This window comes from Nocardia sp. NPDC055321 (genome assembly GCF_053645575.1).
Map to the genome: position 1 here is coordinate 39,258 of NZ_JBSHMS010000033.1, position 20,499 is coordinate 59,756.

Here is a 20,499-nt window from a genome sequence, read left to right on the forward strand (position 1 = left end):
CCTGGCTGTTCGGGGTCGCGCTCGGACTCGTCGATGGACCGTCGCTCCGCCCGCACCCCAATGTCAGCCACGGAGCCCGATGGTAGCGGATTAGTTAGCTCACAAAACGTTCACGCTTGTCATCACACTCGCACCTCGAATTACGAACTCGCCCGCCGCATTTTCGTGAAATGCACCGCCGGCTCCCGGGTGATCAACCCGTATCCACCGTCCGGAGTCACCGCGAACGGAGCCGGCAGGTACAGCACCGGCAGCACCTCACCGATCAGCGGCCGCTTCTCCCGCGCGATCCGATAGCCGATCTCGACCGCCTCGGGCACAACGTCATCCACGACCCCATCGCTATCCCGCTGCACCCGTCGATACGGCTCGAGCCGCACGGTCCGAATAGCCACCCGCGCCCACCGGAAAAGCACACAGTCGCTCGCCCCCGGCCGCGAGTACTCAACCAATCCCACGCCATCGTCCCAGAAGACGAACTGCTCGTCCTCGGTCGAGCTGTGATACCCGGCGTCCACACTCCACTGACCGACGATCTCGTCACCACGCATCGAGCGATTGAATCATCATGTCTGTCGCTTGCGGCAGCGATTGGTCGTGTGCCGCTCTATGCGGCCGAGGCGTTGGATGTAAGTCCGCCGGGCGCAATAGGTTCAAGCGAAGGACGGGATCGGGAGCGGGGATACCGACTGCCTCAAACGATCCATATGTGCCGAGTCCCGCGCACAACGACGAGCGCGTTTTCTACGAACTGCGGATCAGGAGTGGGCGTGACAGAAAACGCACAAGGCGCGGTTGAACTCTTCGGGCCGTTCCAGGTTGCTGAGGTGTCCCGCGCCGGGAATCACAACCAACTCGGCATGCGGGATCCCGTCCTGGAACTGCCGTGCGACCGCCAGTGGTGAGCGCACATCCTTTTCGCCCCACAGCAACAGGGTGGGCACCGACACGGTGGGCAGCAGACTTCGCTGGTCGGTCTCGGCCATCAGAGCCAGCTGCTTGCGCATGGTCTCCGGGCGTAGTTCGGCTGCCATCGCGCGCAGCAGAGGTCGGTACGCGGCGGGCGGCTCGCCGGCGAACAGTCCGGACAGGGTCGGATCGAGCTCACCGCGCGGCGCGGCCAGCAGCTGACGCGTAGCTTCGACGCGCGCTCGTACCTCCTCAGCGGGCAAGGAGCCCTTCCAGCCCGCGTAGGTGTCGACGAGGACCAACGTCCGCACCAGGTCGGGACGGTGACCGTAGAACTCCAAGGCGACGGTGCCGCCCCAGGAGATTCCGGCGATGTGCGCCGGGCCCAGCTGCAGCGAGTCCAGGACCCCGGCGAGGCAACACGCGTAATCCTCGAGGCCGAACGGCTCGGGGACATCGGATGAACGCCCCGCCCCGGGCTCGTCCCAGGTAACCACGGTGAACTCGGTTGACAGCCCGTCGATTTGCGGCAACCAGATGCGGGCGTCGTCCCCGGCGCTGTGCAGGAGCACCACGGGCGGCCCCTCGCCAACCCGGTCGTAGGCGATCTCCAGACCGCTGACCCGTGCCATGGCCACGGCTCCACGCTAGACCCTGCTCGGGCATGGTGACTTTGCGAGGCTCAGGTGTGATCGAAGAGTCGGTCTAGGTAGTAGTCGATGGCCGCCAGTGCGGCTGGGGGATCGATGACGTCGAACTCGAGCAGCGGGGTGAAGCCGGTCAGTGCGAGCAGGAGGTTCGTCTCGATCGCCGGGTCACGATCCGGGGGAAGGTGGCCGTCCGCGATCGCCTGCCTGATGAGGCGTTCGGTGAGTGCTCTGCCGTCATGGAGACCGAGGCGCGCCTGCTCGTGCAGCTCCGGGTCGTGCAGCGCCTCGAGCGTGTAGGCAGCGCTCATTCGGCTGGTGGCGCGGGCGTCAGGGTGCAGGGGGAGCATCTCCGTGAGCGTCACGCGCAGTACGTCTCGCGGGTGCGGAGGCGTGTCGAGTCGGTCGAGGCCCCGGACAACTCGCTGTGCGGTCTGCTCGGCAGCGAATTGCATCGCGAATACGAGCATCGCTGTCCGAGAACGGAAATAGTGCTGGACCTGTCCCAGGGAGGCATCGGCCTCATGGGCGACCTCACGCATCGTCGCGCGGGCCCAACCCTGTTGTTCGACTACTCGCCACAGTGCGCGCGCGATGGTTTCGCGCCGTTCGCGATGGTCGACCTGTTTCGGCACTCGAACCCTTCCTACGTTTCCATACGTTTGACATAATACATCTGACTTGCAAAGGAGGCGCGATGCGCACATTCGCCACGCCCGAGCTGGAAGCAACGTATTTCGAGGCCTATGACGCGGTGCTGGCCCAGTGGCCGGTACCGGTCGAGACCGTAGATCTTCCGGGCCGATATGGAACGACGCGGGTCACCTCCGCCGGTCCGGCCGAGGCGCGGTCGCTGGTCGTGCTGCACGGATACGGCGGCACGTCCGCGATGTGGTACCCGGTCGTCGGCGCGCTGGCCGAGGAACATCGCGTGCGGGCCGTGGACATCATCGGCGAGCCGGGCCGCAGTCGGCATACCGGCGCGGCCTTGACGAGCATGGACGATCTCGTGGACTGGCTGGCCGAGACGTTCGATCTTCTCGGGCTGACCGCGGCCGACCTGTGTGGCCAGTCCCTGGGCGGACACCTCGCGTTCCGTTTCACGCTCGCGCATCCCGAACGGGTCCGGCGGCTGGTCCTGCTCGATCCGCCGATGGTCTTCGCCGGGCTCAGCGCCGAATTCGAGGAACTGGGCCGAAACCGCAACCCGCACCCCACATTCGAGGCCGCCCGCGCGGTGCTGGCACCGGACGGGCCCGGCAGTGGACCGGCGCATGTGGAGGCCTATTTCGATCTGCTTGCACACGGAGCCGCGCACTTCCCGGCCTCGCCGATCGTCTATCCGGATCCGCCGGAGGGGCAGATCCAGCTGCCGGTCCCGACCTTGGTCGCACTGGCCGGGGCGAGCCAAGTGCACGATTCGGTGGTGGCCGAGGAAGCCGCGCGGCGTGCCGGGGCCCAAACGGTAGTCCTCCCCTGTGCCGGGCACGGTCTGCTGGCCGACGTGGAACCTGTGCGCGGCCTTGTCCTGGAACATCTTCGGCCGAACAGCTAGGGGTGCCGGCCTTGGGTGGTGATCGCCCCTACTCGAGAATCTCCAGGGCGAGTGCGCGCGCGGTGTCGAGTTCTCGATCATCGCCGAACAACTCGCGGCGGACATTGCCCGCGGTGAGCAGTGCGTCGAACTTGAAGGCGTCCGCGGACGGATTCGCCGAACCCGCCGCGGCGAACTCGGATTCGAGCAGTTCGAGCCATTCCCGTTTGAGCCGGCGCACCGCGTCCGCGACCGGCCCCCGGCGGTGGCCGTACTCGACCGAGGTCGCGGCTACGAAACAGCCGCCGGGGAACACGCCGTCGAGCAGGTACGCGACCCAGGAGTCGACCAGGGCGCGAAGCCGGCGTTCGCCCGGCTCCTCGCCCCAGACCGGGGCGATGACGGTTTCCTGGTAGATGCGGCGCGCCTCGGCGACGGCCGCGACCTGGATCGCCTCGCGGGTGGCGAACACGGTCATGATGCCGCTCTTGCTCAGTCCCGTCGCGGTGGCGAGCGCGCCCACGGTGATCGCGTCGAGGCCGTGCGTGGTGGCGATCTCGGCGGCCTTGCGCGCGGCGGTGCGGCGCGTCGCGTCGCCGCGGGCGCGCCGACCGTCAACGGAAGAGACCATCGGGCGATTTTATACGACCGACTGGACGTAAATACTCGACCTCCGCTACGTTCGAGACGAGACGTTTACGACCGTTCGATCGCATAGTTCAGGAGTCCGACATGTCAGATCAGTCGCCGTCCGCCGCCCCGGAGTCGTACGCCGCGCCGCTGCTGGAGGACGACATCGAGATCGGCGCCCCGCTCGAGCAGGTCTGGGAACTGGTCAAAGACGTACGCCGGATGGCGGACTGGAGTCCCCAGGTGAGTTCGACGCGGCTGCGCAAGGGCTTCGATCAGGTGGAACTCGGTGCGCAGTTCACCAGCCTCAATACCGAAGGCGGCTTCGACTGGGTGACCCACGGTGAAGTCGTCCGCTACGCGGATCAGCAGGAACTCGCCTTCCGAATCGAAGAGAACTGGGTCATCTGGTCGTACGCGCTCGAGCGGGCAGGGGCCAATGCCACCCGCCTCACCCAGCGACGCGATACCCCGGAAGGCGTTTCGCCCCTGTCCAAGCAGTTCACCGAGAACTACCCCGGCGGGACAGAGGCATTCACCGCGAGCATGCGGGCGGGAATGCGCCAGACCCTGGAGAACATCAAATCCCAGGCCGAGCGCTGACCGATGTATTGCCGAAGCGGCTTCGCGGGCGTTCGCCGCGCATGTTCGGTTCAGGGACAACCGCTGATTGCGCCTTTGCCAAGCGGGAATTCGTGACGGCAGCGAGTTCGAGAACTGCCGCATTACGCAGTGACGCCCGGCGGTAGCGTGCTTCCATGTCGAGCTATCGCACGTTGGAGAACCTGATTTATCGCTACGCCGACCTCGTGGATCGCGGCGACTTCACGGGGTTGGGGGAGTTGCTCGCCGACGCCTCCTTCTTCGGAGGCGGCGGAGAGCTCAAGGGCCGCAAGGCGATCGAGGACATGTTCCGGGCTTCGGTGATCGTCTACGACGACGGCACACCGAAGACCAAACACCTCACGACCAATGTGATCCTCGAAGTGGATGAGGAAGCGGGGACCGCGTCCTCGCAGTCGTATGTGACGGTATTGCAAGCGGCGGAGGAGGTTTCGCTACAGCCCATCGTCGCCGGACGGTATGAAGACAGGTTCGAACGCCGGGATTCGCAGTGGCGGTTCACCGAGCGGCGCTTCACCTTCGATCTTGTAGGTGACGTCAGTCGGCATCTGCGGCGGCCGGTGGCACGGTAGATCGCCGATCACGCGCTGCCCGAGCGAAATAGCCTCGCAGCCTGTCGCTGTAGACCCAACGCTCCTCACCCGCCACGTAACCCGGCAACGGGCGAGACCCGTACAGGTCGTCGCCGTCGTACCGCGGGAAGACATGGACGTGGTAGTGCCAGACATCCTGGTTGCCGGCCGGTTCGTTGTGCTGGCGCGTGGACACCCCGCCGCAGTCGTAGGTCGCCCGCATCGCGATGGCGACCTCGCGCACCACGTCGTGAACGGCATGGCCGTACTGCGGCGGCAGGTCGTAGAGGTTCTCGTGATGAGCGTTCGGAATGACCAGCACATGACCACGGTTGTTCGGCCACCACCGGGCGGTCGTGAACGCGGTCGCGTGGTCGCTGCGCAACACGATGTCGCGGGGGCTGTTGAGCGGGGTCTCCCCGCCGGCGAGGAGAAAGCAGAAAGGGCAGTCGTAGCCAGCGGGTTCGTGGTTGTGCACGATCGTTGCTCGGACCCTCAGCGGGGCGTCAGGGTCGTTTCCGTCACCCGCATGCGGTCCCGGTCGAACGTGGAGGTTTGAATCGGCTCACCGTTGCGGGGGTCGACGCTGATGGTGGTGTCACTGGGGAACCAGACACGGGGGCAGCCGGATTCGGTCATCTGCCAGATCAGGATTCGGCGGGCGAAATAGCCGTCGGCCTCGCGAAGCCAGACTCGGCAGGAGTGGTCGATGATGTTGTAGTAGGTTTCGCTGATTGCGTGCAGGCGACCGTCGGGACTGGGCTGGACGGCCGCGACGCGAGGGTCGGTGGCCTTGCTCGAATCCGATGAGGTCAGCCCGAGCCACCACACCGGAAATGTCAGAAGGCAAAAGCAGAGGGAGACGGTCTTCAACAACCTCGCGCGCTTGCGAGCCAGCCGGGATGCGAAGACTCCGAGGAGAGCGAACGCGGCCGTCCACGAGGTCAGCCATACCCATGGAAGAACGGCTGCGAGTCGATAGAAGCGCGATGTGTCCACCGCGACCGCGGCGCATCCCGCTCCGAGCAGTATCAGCACGGCGAGTATCCAGACGATTCGCTGCTTGCGGAGTGTCCGCGCCGAAGGCTCCCTACTGGCATCAGTGAGCGAAACCGGTTCTCCAGCAGCGTTTTCTGTCACCATGCCCGACCTAACGCGATTCAGTTCCGAGCCCCCGGCCCGATTCGTCGCAAGCCTATCGGGGAAACCGGAAACCTCGGTATCAGCGCGGGCCGATACCCAGCCCCACCGCCGCCGCGCCGAGCTGACCGATCGCGTCGAGCAGCCAGCGGAAGACATCCACCGGCACCACCGTGCCGTTGCACCACAGAATGTTGCAGTCGCCCGCGTACGCACCCGCACCGAGGACGGTCCCGATCACGTTCTGCGGATCCGCCCAGTACGCGAGATCTTCGACGCTGGTCACGAGGGGACCGGTGCTGTCGTTGTACCGGTAGGGGTCGTCGGCCTCGACGACCGGACCGTCGGTCACCGCCGCCGTGATGCGACGGATGAGTTCCTGATTGTCGGGGTTGCCGGTGCCGGTGAGGTTGGCGCCCAGGTCGTTCGGATCGATCCGGACGGGTACCCCGTGCCGCACGATGACCATGTCCAGACTCGGTACCACGACCGCCACCTGACCGAGAGCGCCCGAGAACGCATAGCTGTCGCGCGGCGACCCGGGCAGGATGGGGCGTTCGTGCACGGTGGAGCGTGGACCGGCGAACGAACCCCAGTGGCTGTCACCGGCATTGGTCCACAGCAGGAACCCGTATCCGCCGTTGGCCGCGGTGGGCTCCGCGGCCTGGCGCACGTAATCGGCATCGAGGAGAGTGCGGCCCTGCCACCGGCCGTTCTGCAGCATCAGCCGGCCGTAGCGCGCGAAGTCGTCCGGGCGCATGGCCAGACCGCCGGAGACGAGCGTGTTCCCCGAGCGGTCCCGCAGCCAGACCCAGTTCTGGCGTTTGATGCCGAGGGGGTCCATCAGTTCGCGCTGCACGAAGTCCTGAAAGTCAGTGCCACTGGTGATCTCGACGATCTCGGCCAGCACGGTCAGAATGCCTTGCGCGTACTGGAATTTCGTGCCGGCGGCGTAGTCGACCGGCAGATCAAGGCTCTGCCGCACGGGATCGTTGTAGTAGCCGGCGATGTCGTTGGCCCAGCTGAAATGCAGGCCGGATGTCTGCGTGAGGATCTGGCGCACGGTGATGTGCGCGTGCGCGGGATCTGCCCGGGGAAAGAACGTTCCGATCGGATCGTCCAGGCCGAACAGCCCGAGCGTGATGGCCCTTCCCACCGCGGTCGACAGGACGCCCTTGCTGCCGCTGGCCAGCGGCATCGGCAGATTCCACATGCCGGTCCGATCGCTGATCAGGCACCCGTGGCGGTAAACCTGCAGTGCCACCGCGCCTTTGGCGGCGCCGAAGTTCATCGCCGCCTCCAGCGCCGCCGGATCGAACCCCGCGGCCGCGGGATCACCTCTTTCGGTGATGCGGTCCGGTGCGGGCTCGGCGCAGACCTGCTGGGCCGTGTCCGCCGTCGGCCCCGCGGGTTCCGCGGTCGCCACCGTCGCGGTAGCGCCTAGCAGGATCGCGGCGGTCATGGTCGAGAGAGCCGCGCGTTGTAATTCGTTGAACATCATCGTTCTTCGCTGTTTCCTATCGAATCGGCGCGCGGTCGCGTCCGCACGTCGTGACGCACGCACCGGACCCGGGCTCGGCGATTCCCCGAACGCGAGATCCCATGGGCCGTGCCTTCCCTCAGCCGGAGCGCTCCCCACCCGGCAATTGTGAGACTGGATAGTCTCTGAATTGGAAGGATAGGGGCTGGGGGCGCTGAGCACGGGAGATTGCGTATATCGGTCGGCGGTCGCGCGCACGGCATTCGTCGCAGTCCCATTGCCGGTCGCATCGGACACACCGTCGATCGCGCCGGGCGCCCGCCCGATCAGTCGATAGCATCCGTGCATGGACCAGGTGGAAGCATGGTCGGCGTTCAACTCCGCGATGGTCGGGGCGACCGCCGCGCTCGCGGGGCTGGTGATCGTCGCCGCGAGCGTGAACATCCGCGAGATCATCAAGTCCAGCACGCTCGTCGCCCGGGTCGGGGCGGCGATGGCGTCGCTCGTCCTCGCGCTCGTCGTCTCCTGCGTCGGGCTGATCCCGACGGTGGAGCCGCGGTGGTACGGCCTCGTGATTGTGGGAATCACGGTGCTGACCACCTGGTTTCAGGTTCATTCGACCGCGGCGATCCTGCGCGATCGCGCCCCCGAAAACCGGGCCCGGTTCGCCAAGAGCGGGCTCGGATTCGTCCCGATCGTCTTCTACGCCGGTGCGGGTGTGGCATTGATGGCCGAGCATTCGGCCGGCCTGGCGCTGACCGCGGTCGGCACCATCGTCACCGTGATCTCGGCTCTCGCCATCTCGTGGATCGCACTTGTCGAAGTCATACGCTGACAAAGGCGTTCACTCGGTGCGACGCGACCGGGTCCGGCATCTGGCGGGTGAAGGCGAGCCCCACGCACCGTCGCGGTGGTCGGCGGCATGCTGAGTCGCGCAGGCGAGGGATGCCCGGGAAGCCGTCGGTGACCCGGACTTGCAGAGCCCGGGTTCACGTCGCTTATTCGCTCACGGGCACCTGTTCCGGGACCGGCTCCTCCGGCGCGGCGATCCGGCGGTTGAACGTGCCGTGGAACCCCCAGGGCACATGGTGTTCGAGCCAGGCGGTGGCCAGCGGCCCCCGTTCGAGATCCTGTGCGTCGAGGACCGCCAGCTGGGATCGATCCTCGTCCAGCTGGTGATTGAGAGCCAACAGCCACCCGTCGTCTTCGGCGGCGTCGCGGCTACGTGGAACGAACAACGGTTCGCCGACCGAACTGGGCCCGAGATCGCAGCCGGTCGTCCTGCCGGTCTCGGTGTCGACCTTGACCACGGAGTTGAAAAGCCGTGCGGGCCCGCCCTTTCCGGCGAAGTAGGTGTATCGGTGCTTGCGGGTCCCGCGCCGCCAGTCGAACTGCGGGAACTCGCCCGAGCGATCCGAGATCTGGTTCTCGATGATGCGGCCCGCCTTGGTGATTCGGTACTGCACCAGCGTGGAATCCGGGTACTCCGGGTTACCCCGATCGGTCCGATTGACCGTGCCGGTCATGTTCCGCAGTTTGTCCCAGTCGGTTTCGAGCCGCGGCAACTCGACCACGACGTCGTCACCGTCGTCGTAGGCGTTCGTGAAGTGGACGTGCAGCAGCGCCTCGTGCTCCACGATCCGCACGGGACCACCGTTCTTGGGCACCAGGACGAAGCGGGTTCCCTTGCCGCGCTTGAACTCCAGCGAATCGACGAACGAGGTCATGGACAGCGCGATCTTGCCGATATTGGGCATGATCGGATCCAGCACGAACACCATGTACTTCTGGGTCAGCGCGAAATCGTGGTTCCACGGCAGATCGAGCATCGGCACGGTCGCGAGGGCACGCAACCGTCCGGCGCGATCGATCCGGTAGGTGCGTATGCGCGGTGTCGGCAGCAGTTCGAGGCCGAAGTTGTACATATCGCCGGTGACCGGATCCCACTTCGGGTGCGCGGAGAACGCGCCGAGATATCCGAGCCGGCCGCCGAAGTCGGTGCTGCCGAGCGTGTCCAGGGATTCGGGATCGATCCGGTACGGGTTGCCGATCTCCCACAGCGCGAGCAGCTCGTTGCCGAAGTTGACGATGTTCGTGTTCGCCACGTTCTCCGGCAGTCGGCCGACATTCGCGAAGAAGCCGCCCGGTATCTGACCGCCGACCCCGCGGAACCGGATCGTGTCGGACCGCTGGCCGTGCCGGAAGTGCCGCGTGCGCACGTATCGGTTGCGGAACCGCACCGAGCTGCCGTCGAGGATGAACTGGGAGATCATGCCGTCGCCGTCGAAGATGTTGTGCAGCAGCGTGCGGCCGACCTGGTGCTTCCCGGGTCCGATGCGGTACAGCGTTCCGGTCAAATCGCGCGGCAGCACGCCGTCGATCTGCGTGACCCGGTAGTCGTGCTCCTCGAGCAGGGGAGCGGTGACCTGCTGATACGGGCTCGGGGCCCGGCCGGACTGTGTCGTGGGCATCGTGATTCTCCCTTGAATCATCTGACAACGGCCGTAATCTGATTACGGTCGTCATCAGAAGATAAGAGCCGGTTACACTGCTGTCAATGACCGAAGAGCCCCGCACCTACGGCGGCATCAGCGCCGCCGAACGCAGCGCGAGCCGCCGAGTCCGCCTGCTCGCAGCCGGGACCGAGCTCTGGGGAGACTCGGGCATCGCCGCGGTCACCGTGCGGGGAGTGTGCAAGGCCGCTGGACTCACGACGCGGTACTTCTACGAACACTTCGCCAACAGCGACGAAATCCTCGTCGCGATAGCGGACGAGGTCCGCGACCAACTCCTGGCCGCGATGGTTCAGGCCGGACTCGCCAGCGTCGGGTCGGCGGAGGCGCGGCTCGGCGCCGCACTCCAGGCGTTCCTGGAGACCATCGCCGACAACCCGCGGCTGCACCGCATCATCGCGAGCGATCCGCACGCGGTGAGTGAACTCGCGCAACGCCGCCACGACGCGATCGACACCGTCGCCGAGTTGGTCGTCAACTACGCGCCCACCGCCCTCGAACCCCTCCCGGATCCCGAACAGCTGCGGCGCGCAAGCGTTTTCGTAGCGGGTGGCGTCAATCAGGTCATCGAGGGATGGCTGGCCGGGACCATCACCGCGACGGCCGCGGACCTCGCCGCCGACTGCGCTCGCATGTGCGTCAACGTGTTGCAGCCGTCGGGCGCACAGCTCAGTGCTGTCGGCAGCCGGGGTGATGCGCACGACGCCGAGCGGTAGGCGCGAGCGCATCCCGACGTCGCCGGGGCCGAAACGACTTGATGCCCCGAAACGCCCTCGCTGTTTGGCTTCTGTCCAGCCATCTCCTCATGGACAGAATCGGAACCTCGGACTACCGCCAATGATGGTCGCCGAGCAACGCGGCTTCCGAACCGCCGTCGGCGAATACGACCTGGCCCGTGACGAAACGATTCTCCTCACCGGCGAGCCAGCAGATCAGTTCGGCAACCCACTCCGGACGGCCCGGAAACCCTCCGAACGGTTGCGGCGCAGCGGTTTCGACGGCCTCACGCACGGTATCGTCCGCGAAGATCCAAGCTGCCGCGGGAGTATCGACAACTCCGGAGGCGACGGCATTGAGCGCTATGCCCGCTCCCGCCCACAGCTCTGTCGAAGCAACGTTGCGCACCCAGCGGTTCAGGGCCCGCTTGGCGGTCCCGTAGCCGGCGGTCGCGCCACCGGCAGCCGGATTGTTCGCCAGATAAGCGACCGCACCGGCCTCGTCGCCGTCGAGACATGCCTGCATGAGCCGCTCGTCCGCGGGTTCGAGCGAGGAAGTCGACGACACAGCCACCGCTCGTGGTGCGTCACTCTGTGCCAGCAGCGGCCGCAGGCCCGCCAAAGTCGCTATGGTCCCGAAGTAGTTGGTCTCAAGCATGCCGGTCCTGCCGCCGCCCGCGACCGCCAGCACCGCGTCGATCGGTCCGAGCGCACCGACCTGATCCACCAGTGAATGCCGCCCGCTCGGTGTCGAGATATCGGCGCGGACCTCGGCGTTGTCGAGGTCGCACCCGATCACCCTGGCCCCGCGCTCACGCAGCAATGCGACAGTCGCAGCGCCGATTCCGGATGCGGCTCCGGTGACCACGTAGGTACGTCCGGCGGTACTCGGCTGCGTCATAGTGCCCCTCCTCATCACCAGACCGACATCGGGAACCTGTGTCTGGGTGATGCCGGAACCTCTCAGCACCCTACGCAAGTGCAGCGGTAGCGCGCATCGAACTGGGAGGCGACACTGCCATCCGGCGAGTGGCAGCAGCTGGCCCCGAGGGAACGAGAACGCGTCGCCACGGATTCGGCCCACGGCCGGAGGGTGCGCGAAGCCCGCGACTACATGATCGCGCGGCGCCCGACGCCGGACGAATGGTTCGATCCGACGCAGGCTCGGTTTCTCGACCAACGGGCACTGGACGAATACCGGGTGGCATTCCGGGACTATCTGTTCGGAAGTCGCCCGGAGCCCATCCTCCCGCCGGCTCGCGATCGGCAGTCACCGGCCGGCGGGCTCGGCGGTGGGGCGTGAATATTCGCCGAAAGCGCTCACAGCCCGATACTCAGCCGCACCGTAGTCGTCGTGGAAGAGCTGGCGATCAACACGTAACCAGTACCCCGTAGATCCCCCGCCGACGTGAGTTGGCTCAGGACAAGCCTCTGTTGCGTGGAGCAGTCGAGACCGGCCATCAGCGTTGGAAGGAGATGTTTCGCAGCGAGCCCATCACAGGTGACCGGCTCCGCCCCCTGGGGATCTGAAGAGCCGACCCGCCGGGCTTGAAAGATCGAAGGGTACATCCCGAATTCGTCCGCCGGCCCGGCGAATGAACCGTGATAACGGCACGTATTCAACGCACTCCCCACGTAGCAGCTGGATTTGAACTCCTCCATCTGCCAGTTGTCCGGGATATGGATGTCGAACAACCGCGCCAACTCTCCCCTGGCATCGCTCTCGGAATAGCTCACGTGGACCCAGCCGGGGCCATCCGTCGCCATGTCCGTGAGCTTGTCGAATGCGAAAGCCAGGGCCGAGAGCGTCGCTACGGCCACCGCCGCGAAGGTGAGAACTATGATCGTCGCCGCGCGAGCGCGAACACGGATTGTGGATGCCGTCGAACGACTTTGCTGCGCAGTAATTCCCATGCCGTTCCTCCTCCTCGGATCCTACAGACGTGATTCGCCGCGAAGGATTTCGGCGCATCCGACCGCAGCGCCGCCGCTTGCGGGGCAGATGGGAGGTGGCCCCGTAGGCTTGGGCGGTATGACGCTCGACCGGATCGTCACCGAGCTTTACGGTCTCCCACCAGCCGAGTTCGTGGCCGCTCGCACCGAACGGGTGCGGCAGGCCCGCGACGCCGGGGACAAGGCCCTGGCCGCCGCCATCGGCAAGCTCCGGCGGCCCACGGTCGCGGCGTGGGCGTTGAACCTGCTGTCCCGTGCGGCGAGCGACGACGTCCAGGCACTGCTGCAGGTGGGGGACGCCCTGCGGGATGCCCAGCGGCGCCTCTCCGCCGAGCAACTGCGCGCGCTAACGACGCAGCGGCAGAAAGTGGTCAGCGCGGTCACCCGCAGGGCAGCCGGGCTGGCGGCGGATCGGGGGCAGCGCCTGACCGACAGCGTGCTGCGCGACATCGGTGCGACCCTGCAGGCCGCGCTGGCCGATCAGTCGGTCGCCGACGAGCTCCGCGCCGGCACACTCACTGCCGCAGCTACATACGAAGGCTTCGGCCCCGCCGCGCTGGTATCTGTTCCCGATGACGGCGGGCAGGACTCTGAAGACAGCTCCCGGAATGCCGAAAAGTCTGAGACGGCAACCGATTCCACTGAGTCTCCCACCGAAGAATCGCGCGCACGAACCCGTCGGCGCACCGATTCCGCACCTGCGGACAAGCCGGCCCCAGATCCACAGGCGGCGGTGCGACGCGAACTCGAGAAGCTGCTCACCGAAGTCGAATCCGCCCACGCCGCAGTCACTTCGGCCCGGTCCGACCACGCCACCGCGGCCGCCGAACTAGCTGACCTCGACGACCGCATCGAAACCCTGCGCGCCGACCTGACCGAAGCCGAACAGCGCCACCGATTCACCGCCGCCACCGAGCGTTCGGCCCGCGAGACCCTGCAGCGCGCGCAGAAGCACCTGGACGGTGTCGAGCGCCGTGTGGAACGTGTACGACAGCAATTGGCTCCGGAGAGCTGAACCGTGGAACTCAGCCTCGGCTGTCCGCGACCCTCAGCATCGCCGCGTTGGACGTGAGTTTTACTCGGGGCCTGCGACTTTCGATGCCACCCCTGATCTCGTGTTCGTCGATGCGCTGCCAGCGCGTCCGGTCGACGAGGTCTGGTTGGCGCTGTCGGAGCAGTGACGACAGGTCGGTTTCGGTCTGCGGCGGTGGGGGAAGGCGATGGGCGGCGAAGTCCTCCAGTAGGGCGGCCACGGTTTCCGCGGCGTCCGCCCGGTTGGTGCCGATCACTCCGGATGGTCCGCGTTTGATCCAGCCGGCCGTGTAAGTGGCGGGGACGGGGGTGCGAGTCTGTGGGTCGATGACTCTTCCGTGGTCGTTGGGCAGGGTTCCGGTGTGTTCGTCGAACGGCAATTCCGGCAGCGGTTTTCCGCGATAGCCGATCGAGCGAATGACCAACCCCGTGTCCATGACGGTGGCCGAGCCTGCCTCGGGATCCCGAGTGTCGACCAGGCGAACACCTTCGACGAGTCGCTCGCCGATGATCTCTGCCGGAGAGGTGAAGAACCGCAGTACAAGGCGCTTTCCGGAGGATCTCGTGGCTGCCAGATCGGCCAGCGCCCGGCGCTTGAGCTCGGCGGCGAAACCTTCGGCGTTCGAGCCGCGCAGATCGGCGGGATCCACGACCACCTCCACGCCCTCGAGGTGTGCGAACGCCATGATCTCCGGCGTCGTGAACGCCGCGTCGTCCGGACCCCGCCGCCCGCACAGCACGACCTCCTCGATCTCGCTGCCCGCGAGACCGGTCAACGCGTGGTCGGCGATATCGGTTCGGGCCAGGCTTGGCAAGGGACACAGCAGGATTCGCGCCACATCCAGGGCGACATTGCCGTTGCCTATCACAACCGCGCGCGTGCCCGACAGGTCAGGGCGCAGGTATGCGAAGTCGGGATGGCCGTTGTACCACCCGACGAACTCGGTGGCCGAATGGCTTCCGGGCAGGTCCTCGCCCGGGATCCCGAGTCGCCGCGAGTGCGGGGCGCCGGTCGTGTAGATGACGGCGTGGTGGTGGGCCAGCAGGTCGGCATGGCTCAGGTGTTCGCCGATCTCCACGTTGTAGTAGGCGGTGAGATCCTGGTCGGCTGCTGTCCAGCGGAACAGGTCGGTGACCGACTTGGTGTGGGGGTGATCGGGAGCCACCCCGGCCCGCACGAGTCCGAAAGGCGTTGGAAGGCGGTCGAACAGCGAGATCCGCACCGGCACCGGCGACGTGCGCAGCAGGTGCTCCGCGGCGTAGAAGCCGGTGGGTCCGGCGCCGACGATCGCGACCCGCAGTGGGTGGGATTCGGGCTTGCGAATCGGGGTGAGCGGAATCGGGATCGGCGTATGCGCGGTGGGGTTGGCACGGAAGTACCCGGCATTGATATCGGCGAAATCGACCAGGTGCGACGGCAATTCGTCCCGCGCGTACACCGCGTCGACCGGACAGGCGTCGACGCAGGCGGCGCAGTCGATGCACGCATCCGGGTCGATGTAGAGCATCTCCGCGCGCGCGTAGCCTGGCTCACCGGGAGTGGGGTGGATGCAGCCGACGGGGCAAACCTGGGCGCACGTCGCGTCGTTGCAGCAATTCTGGGTGATCACATAGGTCATGGATTGTCCGTTGCGTCTATCGAGACCGGGATGCCGTTCAGGAAGGCGTTGCCGGACGGCTGATCGATGAAGTCGATGTCGCTGGGCGTGAGCAGGTTGTAGTTGGCGCCGCCGGCCGCCACGGCCCGCCGCCAGCTGCCGGAGTGGCCGAACCCGTGGGTGAGTCCGATCGAGCCGGTGATGACCTCGTCGCTGACCCTGACCGGTACCGCGACCCGGCCCCAGGGTGAGGTGATGGTGATCGTGTCGCGATCGTGCACCCCGTGGGCGGCGGCATCCGCGGGGCTGAGCACGGCGTGGCAGCGTCGCTGCCCGGTCATCAGCCGATCATGGTTGTGCATCCAGGTGTTGTGTGAGCGCAACTGCCGAATACTGAACAGCCGCAGTGGATATCGAGGATCGTCGATCGCCGCCGCGACCAGCCTGTCGACCTCTTCGACGAGCTCGTCGTGCCCGAGATGAACGCGCTTGTCGGTGGTGAACACCCGCTGCGGCAGCACGCCGACCGGGCACGCGTCCGCGAGCTTGACCGCGCCCTGCGTGGCGAGCAGCTTCTTGCGACTGAGCCCGGACCTGCGCAATCCGAACAGGTCGCCGTGCCTGCCGGTGCGCAGCACCAGATCCACCATCAGGTACGGCGGAATCCGGATGCCCAGTGCGGCAAGGAACTTGGCTCCGGGAACCGCCGACGCCACCAGACCGATGCGACGCGCGATCTGGTCGATGATCCAGGCGTCCTCGCGCGCTTCACCGCGCGGCGGCACCACCGGCGCCACCCACTGCCCGTGCGGAACGAGCGACTGCGCCTGGGTGAAGATCGGCATCTGCTCGCGCTCGAGCCACAGCGCAGGCGGCAGGATCCAATGCGCGCGGCGGCTGGTTTCGCTGAGGTAGGGGTCGAGCGCGACCATGAGTTCGAGTTCATCGAGTGCCGCAGCGGTTTTCGCGCTGTCAGGCGCCGTCGCGGCCAGGTTCGTGGACATCGCGATCAACGCGCGCAGCTGCCCTTTCCCCGGAGTGGTGATTTCCTCCGCGAGGCAGGCCAGCGGTGTCGTGTCGTTGAGTTCGCCGATACCGTGCACCCGCGACTTCCACCGATTGCGCCCGAAAGTTCCCTGCCGCGAGCCGACCGCGTTGAGATCGGCCAGTGCCTCGCCGAACACCAGGCCGCCGCGCCGGTCCAGGTTGCCGGTGACGATCGCGAGAGCGTCAAGCAGGAACTTGGTCAGGGTCGAGTATTGCCCGAGGGAGGCCCCGCACCGCCCGTGCACGCACGCGGTCGGCGCGTCGGCCAGGGCGTGCGCCAGGCTCCGGATGGTTCCGGCCTCGATCCCGGCCTCGCGGGCGGCGCGATCCACGTCGAACCGCGCGGCCATCGCCCGCAGTTGTTCGATGCCGGTGGTCTGCCGGGCGATAGCGTCCCGATCGATCCTGTTGTCGTCGAACAGGATTCGCAGCATCGCGCCGAGCAGCCAGGGATCGGCGTTCGGCCGGATCGGGACGTGCTCGAACATCCGGGCCGTCTCGGTGCGCCGCGGGTCGACCACCACGACCCGGCCGCCGCGGGCCGGGATGTCGACGAGCAGGTCGCGGACGCGCCCCGCGGTGACGAGACTGCCCTTGGACACGACCGGGTTCGTGCCGACCAGGAGCGCGAAGTGCGTATCACCGAGGTCGGGGAGCGGGCTGACCATCGTGCTGCCGTACAGCATGTCGTCCGCGGCGTAGTAGTTGTTGATATCGACCGAGGACGCCGCGTAGTGATGTTTGGTGCCCAGCGCGGCGGCGAGTCCCGCGATGGCGAAGCCCGCCGCGAAGTTCCAGGCGACCGGATTGCCGAAGGCGACCCCGATGGACTCGTTGCCGTGCCGGCGCTGGATCGCGCGCAGCCGCTCGCCGATGTCGTCGAGCGCCTCGTCCCAGCTCGCCCGCTCGAAATTGCCGTCGGGCATGCGTCGCATCGGATGGATCACCCGATCGGGATCGGCCACGATCTCGTGGAACTGAACGCCTTTTGAGCATGCGAACCCGCGCGAGGACGGATGCTCGGGGTCGGGGCGGATGGACCGCACCCGCCCGTTGTCCACGGTGGCGATCAGCCCGCAGGACGCTTCGCAGATCGCGCAGAAGGTCTTTTGTTCCGTCAGTGCGAGTTCGCTTGGGCCGCTGGCTGTTTCCCCGGCATGACCGCCCACCACGTCCATCCTTCCGGTAGCGGTGCTCGGCGGCGCGAAGGCGCCGGGATGCCCCGTGGCCGGGGCGATTCCGCCGGTCGGACCGGCGGGCCGTTGCCGCGTCCCGCTGAGATCGAATGCCCACGACTATGGCTCTCGTGAAACCAGAAAGTCAATAGTGACATTTTGATGTCTTGTACGATCCGAGCATGCGTGGCCAACCGGTGATCGACTCCAAGCGCGAACGCACCCGCCGCGCGGTGGTCCAGGCGGCGATGAAGCGGTTCGCCGACCAGGGCGTCGCAGCCACCACCATCGACGAGATCGTGGCCGATGTCGGCATCACCAAACGTTCGTTCTACCGGTACTTCGCCACCAAGGAAGAGGTGTTGTTCGCCGACTACCAGGATCGCGTCGGCTGGTTCCGGACCGCGCTGGCGGTCCGCCCGCGCAGCGAACCCTTGAGCCTGTCGGTCCGGTACGCGATGGAGTCCTTTCCCCCCGACGATCACCGCCTGGTCGGCGAACTCGCCCGCCTGCGCTCGACGGAACTGACCGACGAGCAGGCCGCCGTGTACCTACAGCGCGTACAGGGAATGTTCGCCCGCGAGATCGAAGACCACTTGCGGGCGACCACTTTTACCGCCCCCGACGCCGCGCTACAGGCGGCGACGATCGCCGCGATCCTGGCAGCGGCCGTGTTCGCGGCGATGACCCACTGGAGCCGCGACCCCCACGCCGACCCGGACTCGTTCGGGCCCCTGGTCGAAACCGCCCTGGGCATAGCCGACGCCGGGATCGACCGGTCGCTGCGCGCTCGATAGCGCCTGCTCGAGCCGAGCCCACGGGCGATCGCGGGCTCGTTCTCCCGATCGGCTACTCGCCGCTGGACGCCGTCGAGCGGGTGCGGCGGGGCGAGGCGCTCTTCCGGGCCGTCGTCGTCTTCTTCGCGGGCGTGGACTTCTTGGCCGGGCGGGCCGCGGCCTTCTTCGACGGAGCGCGGTCGGCCGACGTGCCGACCAGGCGGGCGGCGCGTTCGAGGATCGCGTCGAGTCCGTACTCGAAGTTGTGGTCGTCCGGGGCGCCGCTGTGATGGCCTCGCGACGCCGCCTCGCTCAGCAACGGAGTCGACTTCGGAAAGACCTGCAGCTGTTCGTAATAGGCGCCGCGTTCGTCGCCGGCCGCTTTGTTTCGATCGTAGAGCCGTTGCAGCACAATGGAACCGCGCGTGTGCAGCTGAATCGCCGAGTAGATGTCAACGGCGTCGTCGAGTGACATCCCCGCTTCGACGAGGTTGGCGACGACCTTTTCGGTCAGCGCGGCGCCGACCTGTGCTGCGCGCGGGCTCAATTCCGCGCGGATGAGGATCAGGTCGATCAGGATCGGGTTGTTCAGAAAGATCGATCGCATCGTGCTCGCGTGATTGCGCAGGGTTTCCTGCCAATCGTCGGTCTCGACGAACGGCGAGGCATTCTCGTACTCCAGAAAGCCTCGGTCGGTCATGGCGTTGAGCAGTTCGTCCTTTTTGCGGAAGTACCAGTAGATGCTGGTGACGCCGACATCGAGGTGTTTGGCCAGTTGCGGCATGCTCAGGTCATCGAGAGATGTGTCGGCGGCGAGTTCGAAGGCGCCATCGATGATGTCCTCGGGCTTCAAAGACCCCCGCTCACGCCTGGGGCGCTTGTCCGCGGCTGGTTTCTTCGTCATCTGTGGCCACCTTCTCGGGGTCTACGGTAGGTTTTTCGATCCTGTTCGCAACTGCCCTGATACTTACCACAGTAGTTATTACCGATGGGCATTCCGCCGAACGGTGCGGTGGGTCTTCGCGCGGAATCGGTTCGGTCACTCTATTACAGTGGGTGCAACGGTATATACCGTGGTCAGCCGTGTCGCCGCAGCGCTCTCGCCGAATTCCGCTGTCGTGCAGTCGGAGAGCTGGATCCGGCCGTGGAATGCGGGGCGGCGACGACCGGGCGATCATCGCCAGGAATCCGTTTTGCCGACAAAGTCGGGTTGGTTGCGCCGTTGGCTATTGTTGTAGTTACAGTAGTAAGAACAGTTCGCAATCTCCCGCGCTTTCGCGAGACGGCGATGGGAAAGTGCGGATCACATCACACTCGAGGCGGTAGCGGTATGGATCTCGGATTCGACGGTGCGACAGCGGTAGTCGTCGGCGGCAGCCGGGGGATGGGGTTGGCCACGGCGCGTTGTCTCGCCGAGGATGGCGCCCGGGTGGCGGTGATCGGGCGGTCGAAGGCCGACGTCGAGGCCGCCGCGGCCGTGCTGACCGCGGCGGGCAGCCCCGATGCGGTCGGCCTCGTCGCCGATGCCTGCCTTCCCGCCGAGATCGCCGCCGCGTTCGACCATCTCGCCCACCGGTGGGACGGCCGGTTGAACGCCCTCGTCAACACCGTCGGACCCGCGGTGCAGGGCACCGTCGAGGAGTTGACCGACGAGCAGTGGCATGCCGCGGTGGATCACGGTGTGCTGTCGATCGTGCACAGTGTCAATGCCGCTCTGCCCCTGCTACGCCGGGCGGACTGGGGTCGCATCGTCAACTTCTCGGCGCAGTCGACGCAGCGGCAGACGGTGTCGCTGGCCGCCTATACCGCCGCGAAAGCCATGGTAGCCAGCATCTCCAAGAATCTGTCGCTGCTGCTGGCGAAGGACGAGATCCTGGTCAACGTCGTATCGCCCGGCACCGTGGTCACGTCCGGCCTCGAGGCCTGGGCGCGGACGGTCGGCATCGACAGCACCGACCCCTACGTGTTGATGCACGCGATCGATGAACACTTCGGCCATCCCGCGCAGCTGCCGCGCGCCGGATTGCCCGAGGAGGTCGGCGCGGTGGCGGCCTTCCTCGCCTCGCGCCGCAACTCGTACATGACCGGCGCCAACGTCAACGTGGACGGCGGCTCCGACTTCGTCTGAGCGCCCCGCGCGTTCGGCATGGAAA

Annotated in this window: 22 protein-coding genes; 9 read left to right on the top strand and 13 right to left on the bottom strand. The window is 66.7% G+C overall.

Annotated elements, in window-relative coordinates:
* Positions 1-140: 140 nt before the first annotated feature.
* The 3 genes from ACWIGI_RS35930 to ACWIGI_RS35940 all read right to left on the bottom strand — a co-directional run bounded on the left by ACWIGI_RS35930 (position 141) and on the right by ACWIGI_RS35940 (position 2,191).
* Positions 141-551 (bottom strand): hypothetical protein, encoded by a 411-nt coding sequence (locus ACWIGI_RS35930; RefSeq protein WP_454208012.1) that lies wholly within the window; start codon positions 549-551, stop codon positions 141-143.
* Positions 552-758: 207 nt separating this feature from the next.
* The gene (locus tag ACWIGI_RS35935; RefSeq protein WP_454208061.1) at positions 759-1,541 is read right to left on the bottom strand and encodes an alpha/beta fold hydrolase; all 783 of its coding nucleotides are present in this window, start codon (positions 1,539-1,541) and stop codon (positions 759-761) included.
* Between the two features lie 50 nt (positions 1,542-1,591).
* On the bottom strand, positions 1,592-2,191 hold the full coding sequence (locus tag ACWIGI_RS35940) for a TetR/AcrR family transcriptional regulator (protein WP_454208013.1): 600 nt from the start codon (positions 2,189-2,191) through the stop codon (positions 1,592-1,594).
* 62 nt (positions 2,192-2,253) lie between these two features.
* Between ACWIGI_RS35940 and ACWIGI_RS35945 the strand changes: the two genes are divergently transcribed.
* On the top strand, positions 2,254-3,111 hold the full coding sequence (locus ACWIGI_RS35945) for an alpha/beta fold hydrolase (protein WP_454208014.1): 858 nt from the start codon (positions 2,254-2,256) through the stop codon (positions 3,109-3,111).
* A gap of 28 nt (positions 3,112-3,139) precedes the next feature.
* Here the strand turns inward: ACWIGI_RS35945 and ACWIGI_RS35950 are convergent, their stop codons facing one another.
* Positions 3,140-3,721, bottom strand: a complete 582-nt coding sequence (locus tag ACWIGI_RS35950) for a TetR/AcrR family transcriptional regulator (RefSeq protein WP_454208015.1) — start codon at positions 3,719-3,721, stop codon at positions 3,140-3,142.
* Between the two features lie 101 nt (positions 3,722-3,822).
* Between ACWIGI_RS35950 and ACWIGI_RS35955 the strand changes: the two genes are divergently transcribed.
* Positions 3,823-4,323, top strand: coding sequence for an SRPBCC family protein (locus ACWIGI_RS35955; protein ID WP_454208016.1), 501 nt, complete (start codon positions 3,823-3,825; stop codon positions 4,321-4,323).
* 155 nt (positions 4,324-4,478) lie between these two features.
* Positions 4,479-4,916, top strand: a complete 438-nt coding sequence (locus tag ACWIGI_RS35960) for a nuclear transport factor 2 family protein (protein ID WP_454208017.1) — start codon at positions 4,479-4,481, stop codon at positions 4,914-4,916.
* On the opposite strand, the gene ACWIGI_RS35965 is transcribed toward ACWIGI_RS35960, so the two are convergent.
* The 3 genes from ACWIGI_RS35965 to ACWIGI_RS35975 form a co-directional block, all read right to left on the bottom strand.
* Entirely contained in the window at positions 4,882-5,394 is a 513-nt protein-coding gene (locus ACWIGI_RS35965; RefSeq protein WP_454208018.1) for an HIT family protein, read from the bottom strand. The two genes, ACWIGI_RS35960 and ACWIGI_RS35965, sit on opposite strands and share 35 nt — an antisense overlap.
* A 17-nt stretch (positions 5,395-5,411) precedes the next feature.
* A complete protein-coding gene (locus ACWIGI_RS35970; RefSeq protein WP_454208019.1) occupies positions 5,412-5,954 on the bottom strand; it encodes a hypothetical protein in 543 nt (180 codons plus the stop codon).
* Between the two features lie 184 nt (positions 5,955-6,138).
* Positions 6,139-7,554 carry a serine hydrolase domain-containing protein gene (locus ACWIGI_RS35975; protein ID WP_454208020.1) on the bottom strand — a complete coding sequence of 472 codons (1,416 nt, stop codon included), beginning with the start codon at positions 7,552-7,554 and terminating at the stop codon, positions 6,139-6,141.
* Positions 7,555-7,882: 328 nt separating this feature from the next.
* On the opposite strand from ACWIGI_RS35975, the gene ACWIGI_RS35980 reads away from it, so the two are divergent.
* Positions 7,883-8,371: a hypothetical protein gene (locus tag ACWIGI_RS35980; RefSeq protein ID WP_454208021.1), complete on the top strand. Its 489-nt coding sequence runs from the start codon at positions 7,883-7,885 to the stop codon at positions 8,369-8,371.
* Between the two features lie 163 nt (positions 8,372-8,534).
* Here ACWIGI_RS35980 and ACWIGI_RS35985 read toward each other — a convergent pair whose 3' ends face one another.
* Positions 8,535-10,007, bottom strand: coding sequence for a carotenoid oxygenase family protein (locus tag ACWIGI_RS35985; protein ID WP_454208022.1), 1,473 nt, complete (start codon positions 10,005-10,007; stop codon positions 8,535-8,537).
* Between the two features lie 86 nt (positions 10,008-10,093).
* Between ACWIGI_RS35985 and ACWIGI_RS35990 the strand changes: the two genes are divergently transcribed.
* Positions 10,094-10,765 carry a TetR/AcrR family transcriptional regulator gene (locus tag ACWIGI_RS35990; protein WP_454208023.1) on the top strand — a complete coding sequence of 224 codons (672 nt, stop codon included), beginning with the start codon at positions 10,094-10,096 and terminating at the stop codon, positions 10,763-10,765.
* Between the two features lie 112 nt (positions 10,766-10,877).
* Here ACWIGI_RS35990 and ACWIGI_RS35995 read toward each other — a convergent pair whose 3' ends face one another.
* Positions 10,878-11,666, bottom strand: coding sequence for an SDR family oxidoreductase (locus ACWIGI_RS35995; RefSeq protein WP_454208024.1), 789 nt, complete (start codon positions 11,664-11,666; stop codon positions 10,878-10,880).
* A gap of 192 nt (positions 11,667-11,858) precedes the next feature.
* On the opposite strand from ACWIGI_RS35995, the gene ACWIGI_RS36000 reads away from it, so the two are divergent.
* Positions 11,859-12,068 carry a hypothetical protein gene (locus ACWIGI_RS36000; protein ID WP_454208025.1) on the top strand — a complete coding sequence of 70 codons (210 nt, stop codon included), beginning with the start codon at positions 11,859-11,861 and terminating at the stop codon, positions 12,066-12,068.
* Between the two features lie 17 nt (positions 12,069-12,085).
* Here ACWIGI_RS36000 and ACWIGI_RS36005 read toward each other — a convergent pair whose 3' ends face one another.
* A complete protein-coding gene (locus tag ACWIGI_RS36005; protein WP_454208026.1) occupies positions 12,086-12,679 on the bottom strand; it encodes a hypothetical protein in 594 nt (197 codons plus the stop codon).
* 118 nt (positions 12,680-12,797) lie between these two features.
* Here ACWIGI_RS36005 and ACWIGI_RS36010 point away from each other — a divergent pair, with 118 nt between their 5' ends.
* Positions 12,798-13,733 carry a hypothetical protein gene (locus ACWIGI_RS36010; RefSeq protein WP_454208027.1) on the top strand — a complete coding sequence of 312 codons (936 nt, stop codon included), beginning with the start codon at positions 12,798-12,800 and terminating at the stop codon, positions 13,731-13,733.
* Between the two features lie 10 nt (positions 13,734-13,743).
* Here the strand turns inward: ACWIGI_RS36010 and ACWIGI_RS36015 are convergent, their stop codons facing one another.
* Both ACWIGI_RS36015 and ACWIGI_RS36020 read right to left on the bottom strand, forming a co-directional pair.
* Positions 13,744-15,369: an FAD-dependent oxidoreductase gene (locus tag ACWIGI_RS36015; RefSeq protein ID WP_454208028.1), complete on the bottom strand. Its 1,626-nt coding sequence runs from the start codon at positions 15,367-15,369 to the stop codon at positions 13,744-13,746.
* Positions 15,366-17,564, bottom strand: a complete 2,199-nt coding sequence (locus ACWIGI_RS36020) for a molybdopterin-dependent oxidoreductase (RefSeq protein ID WP_454208029.1) — start codon at positions 17,562-17,564, stop codon at positions 15,366-15,368. The genes ACWIGI_RS36015 and ACWIGI_RS36020 overlap by 4 nt, the downstream gene beginning before the upstream one ends.
* Positions 17,565-17,752: 188 nt before the next feature.
* Between ACWIGI_RS36020 and ACWIGI_RS36025 the strand changes: the two genes are divergently transcribed.
* Positions 17,753-18,367 (top strand): TetR/AcrR family transcriptional regulator, encoded by a 615-nt coding sequence (locus ACWIGI_RS36025; protein WP_454208030.1) that lies wholly within the window; start codon positions 17,753-17,755, stop codon positions 18,365-18,367.
* A 52-nt stretch (positions 18,368-18,419) separates the two neighbouring features.
* On the opposite strand, the gene ACWIGI_RS36030 is transcribed toward ACWIGI_RS36025, so the two are convergent.
* Positions 18,420-19,250 carry a TetR/AcrR family transcriptional regulator gene (locus tag ACWIGI_RS36030; protein WP_454208031.1) on the bottom strand — a complete coding sequence of 277 codons (831 nt, stop codon included), beginning with the start codon at positions 19,248-19,250 and terminating at the stop codon, positions 18,420-18,422.
* A 426-nt stretch (positions 19,251-19,676) separates the two neighbouring features.
* On the opposite strand from ACWIGI_RS36030, the gene ACWIGI_RS36035 reads away from it, so the two are divergent.
* Positions 19,677-20,474, top strand: a complete 798-nt coding sequence (locus ACWIGI_RS36035) for an SDR family NAD(P)-dependent oxidoreductase (protein ID WP_454208032.1) — start codon at positions 19,677-19,679, stop codon at positions 20,472-20,474.
* Positions 20,475-20,499: the final 25 nt, after the last annotated feature.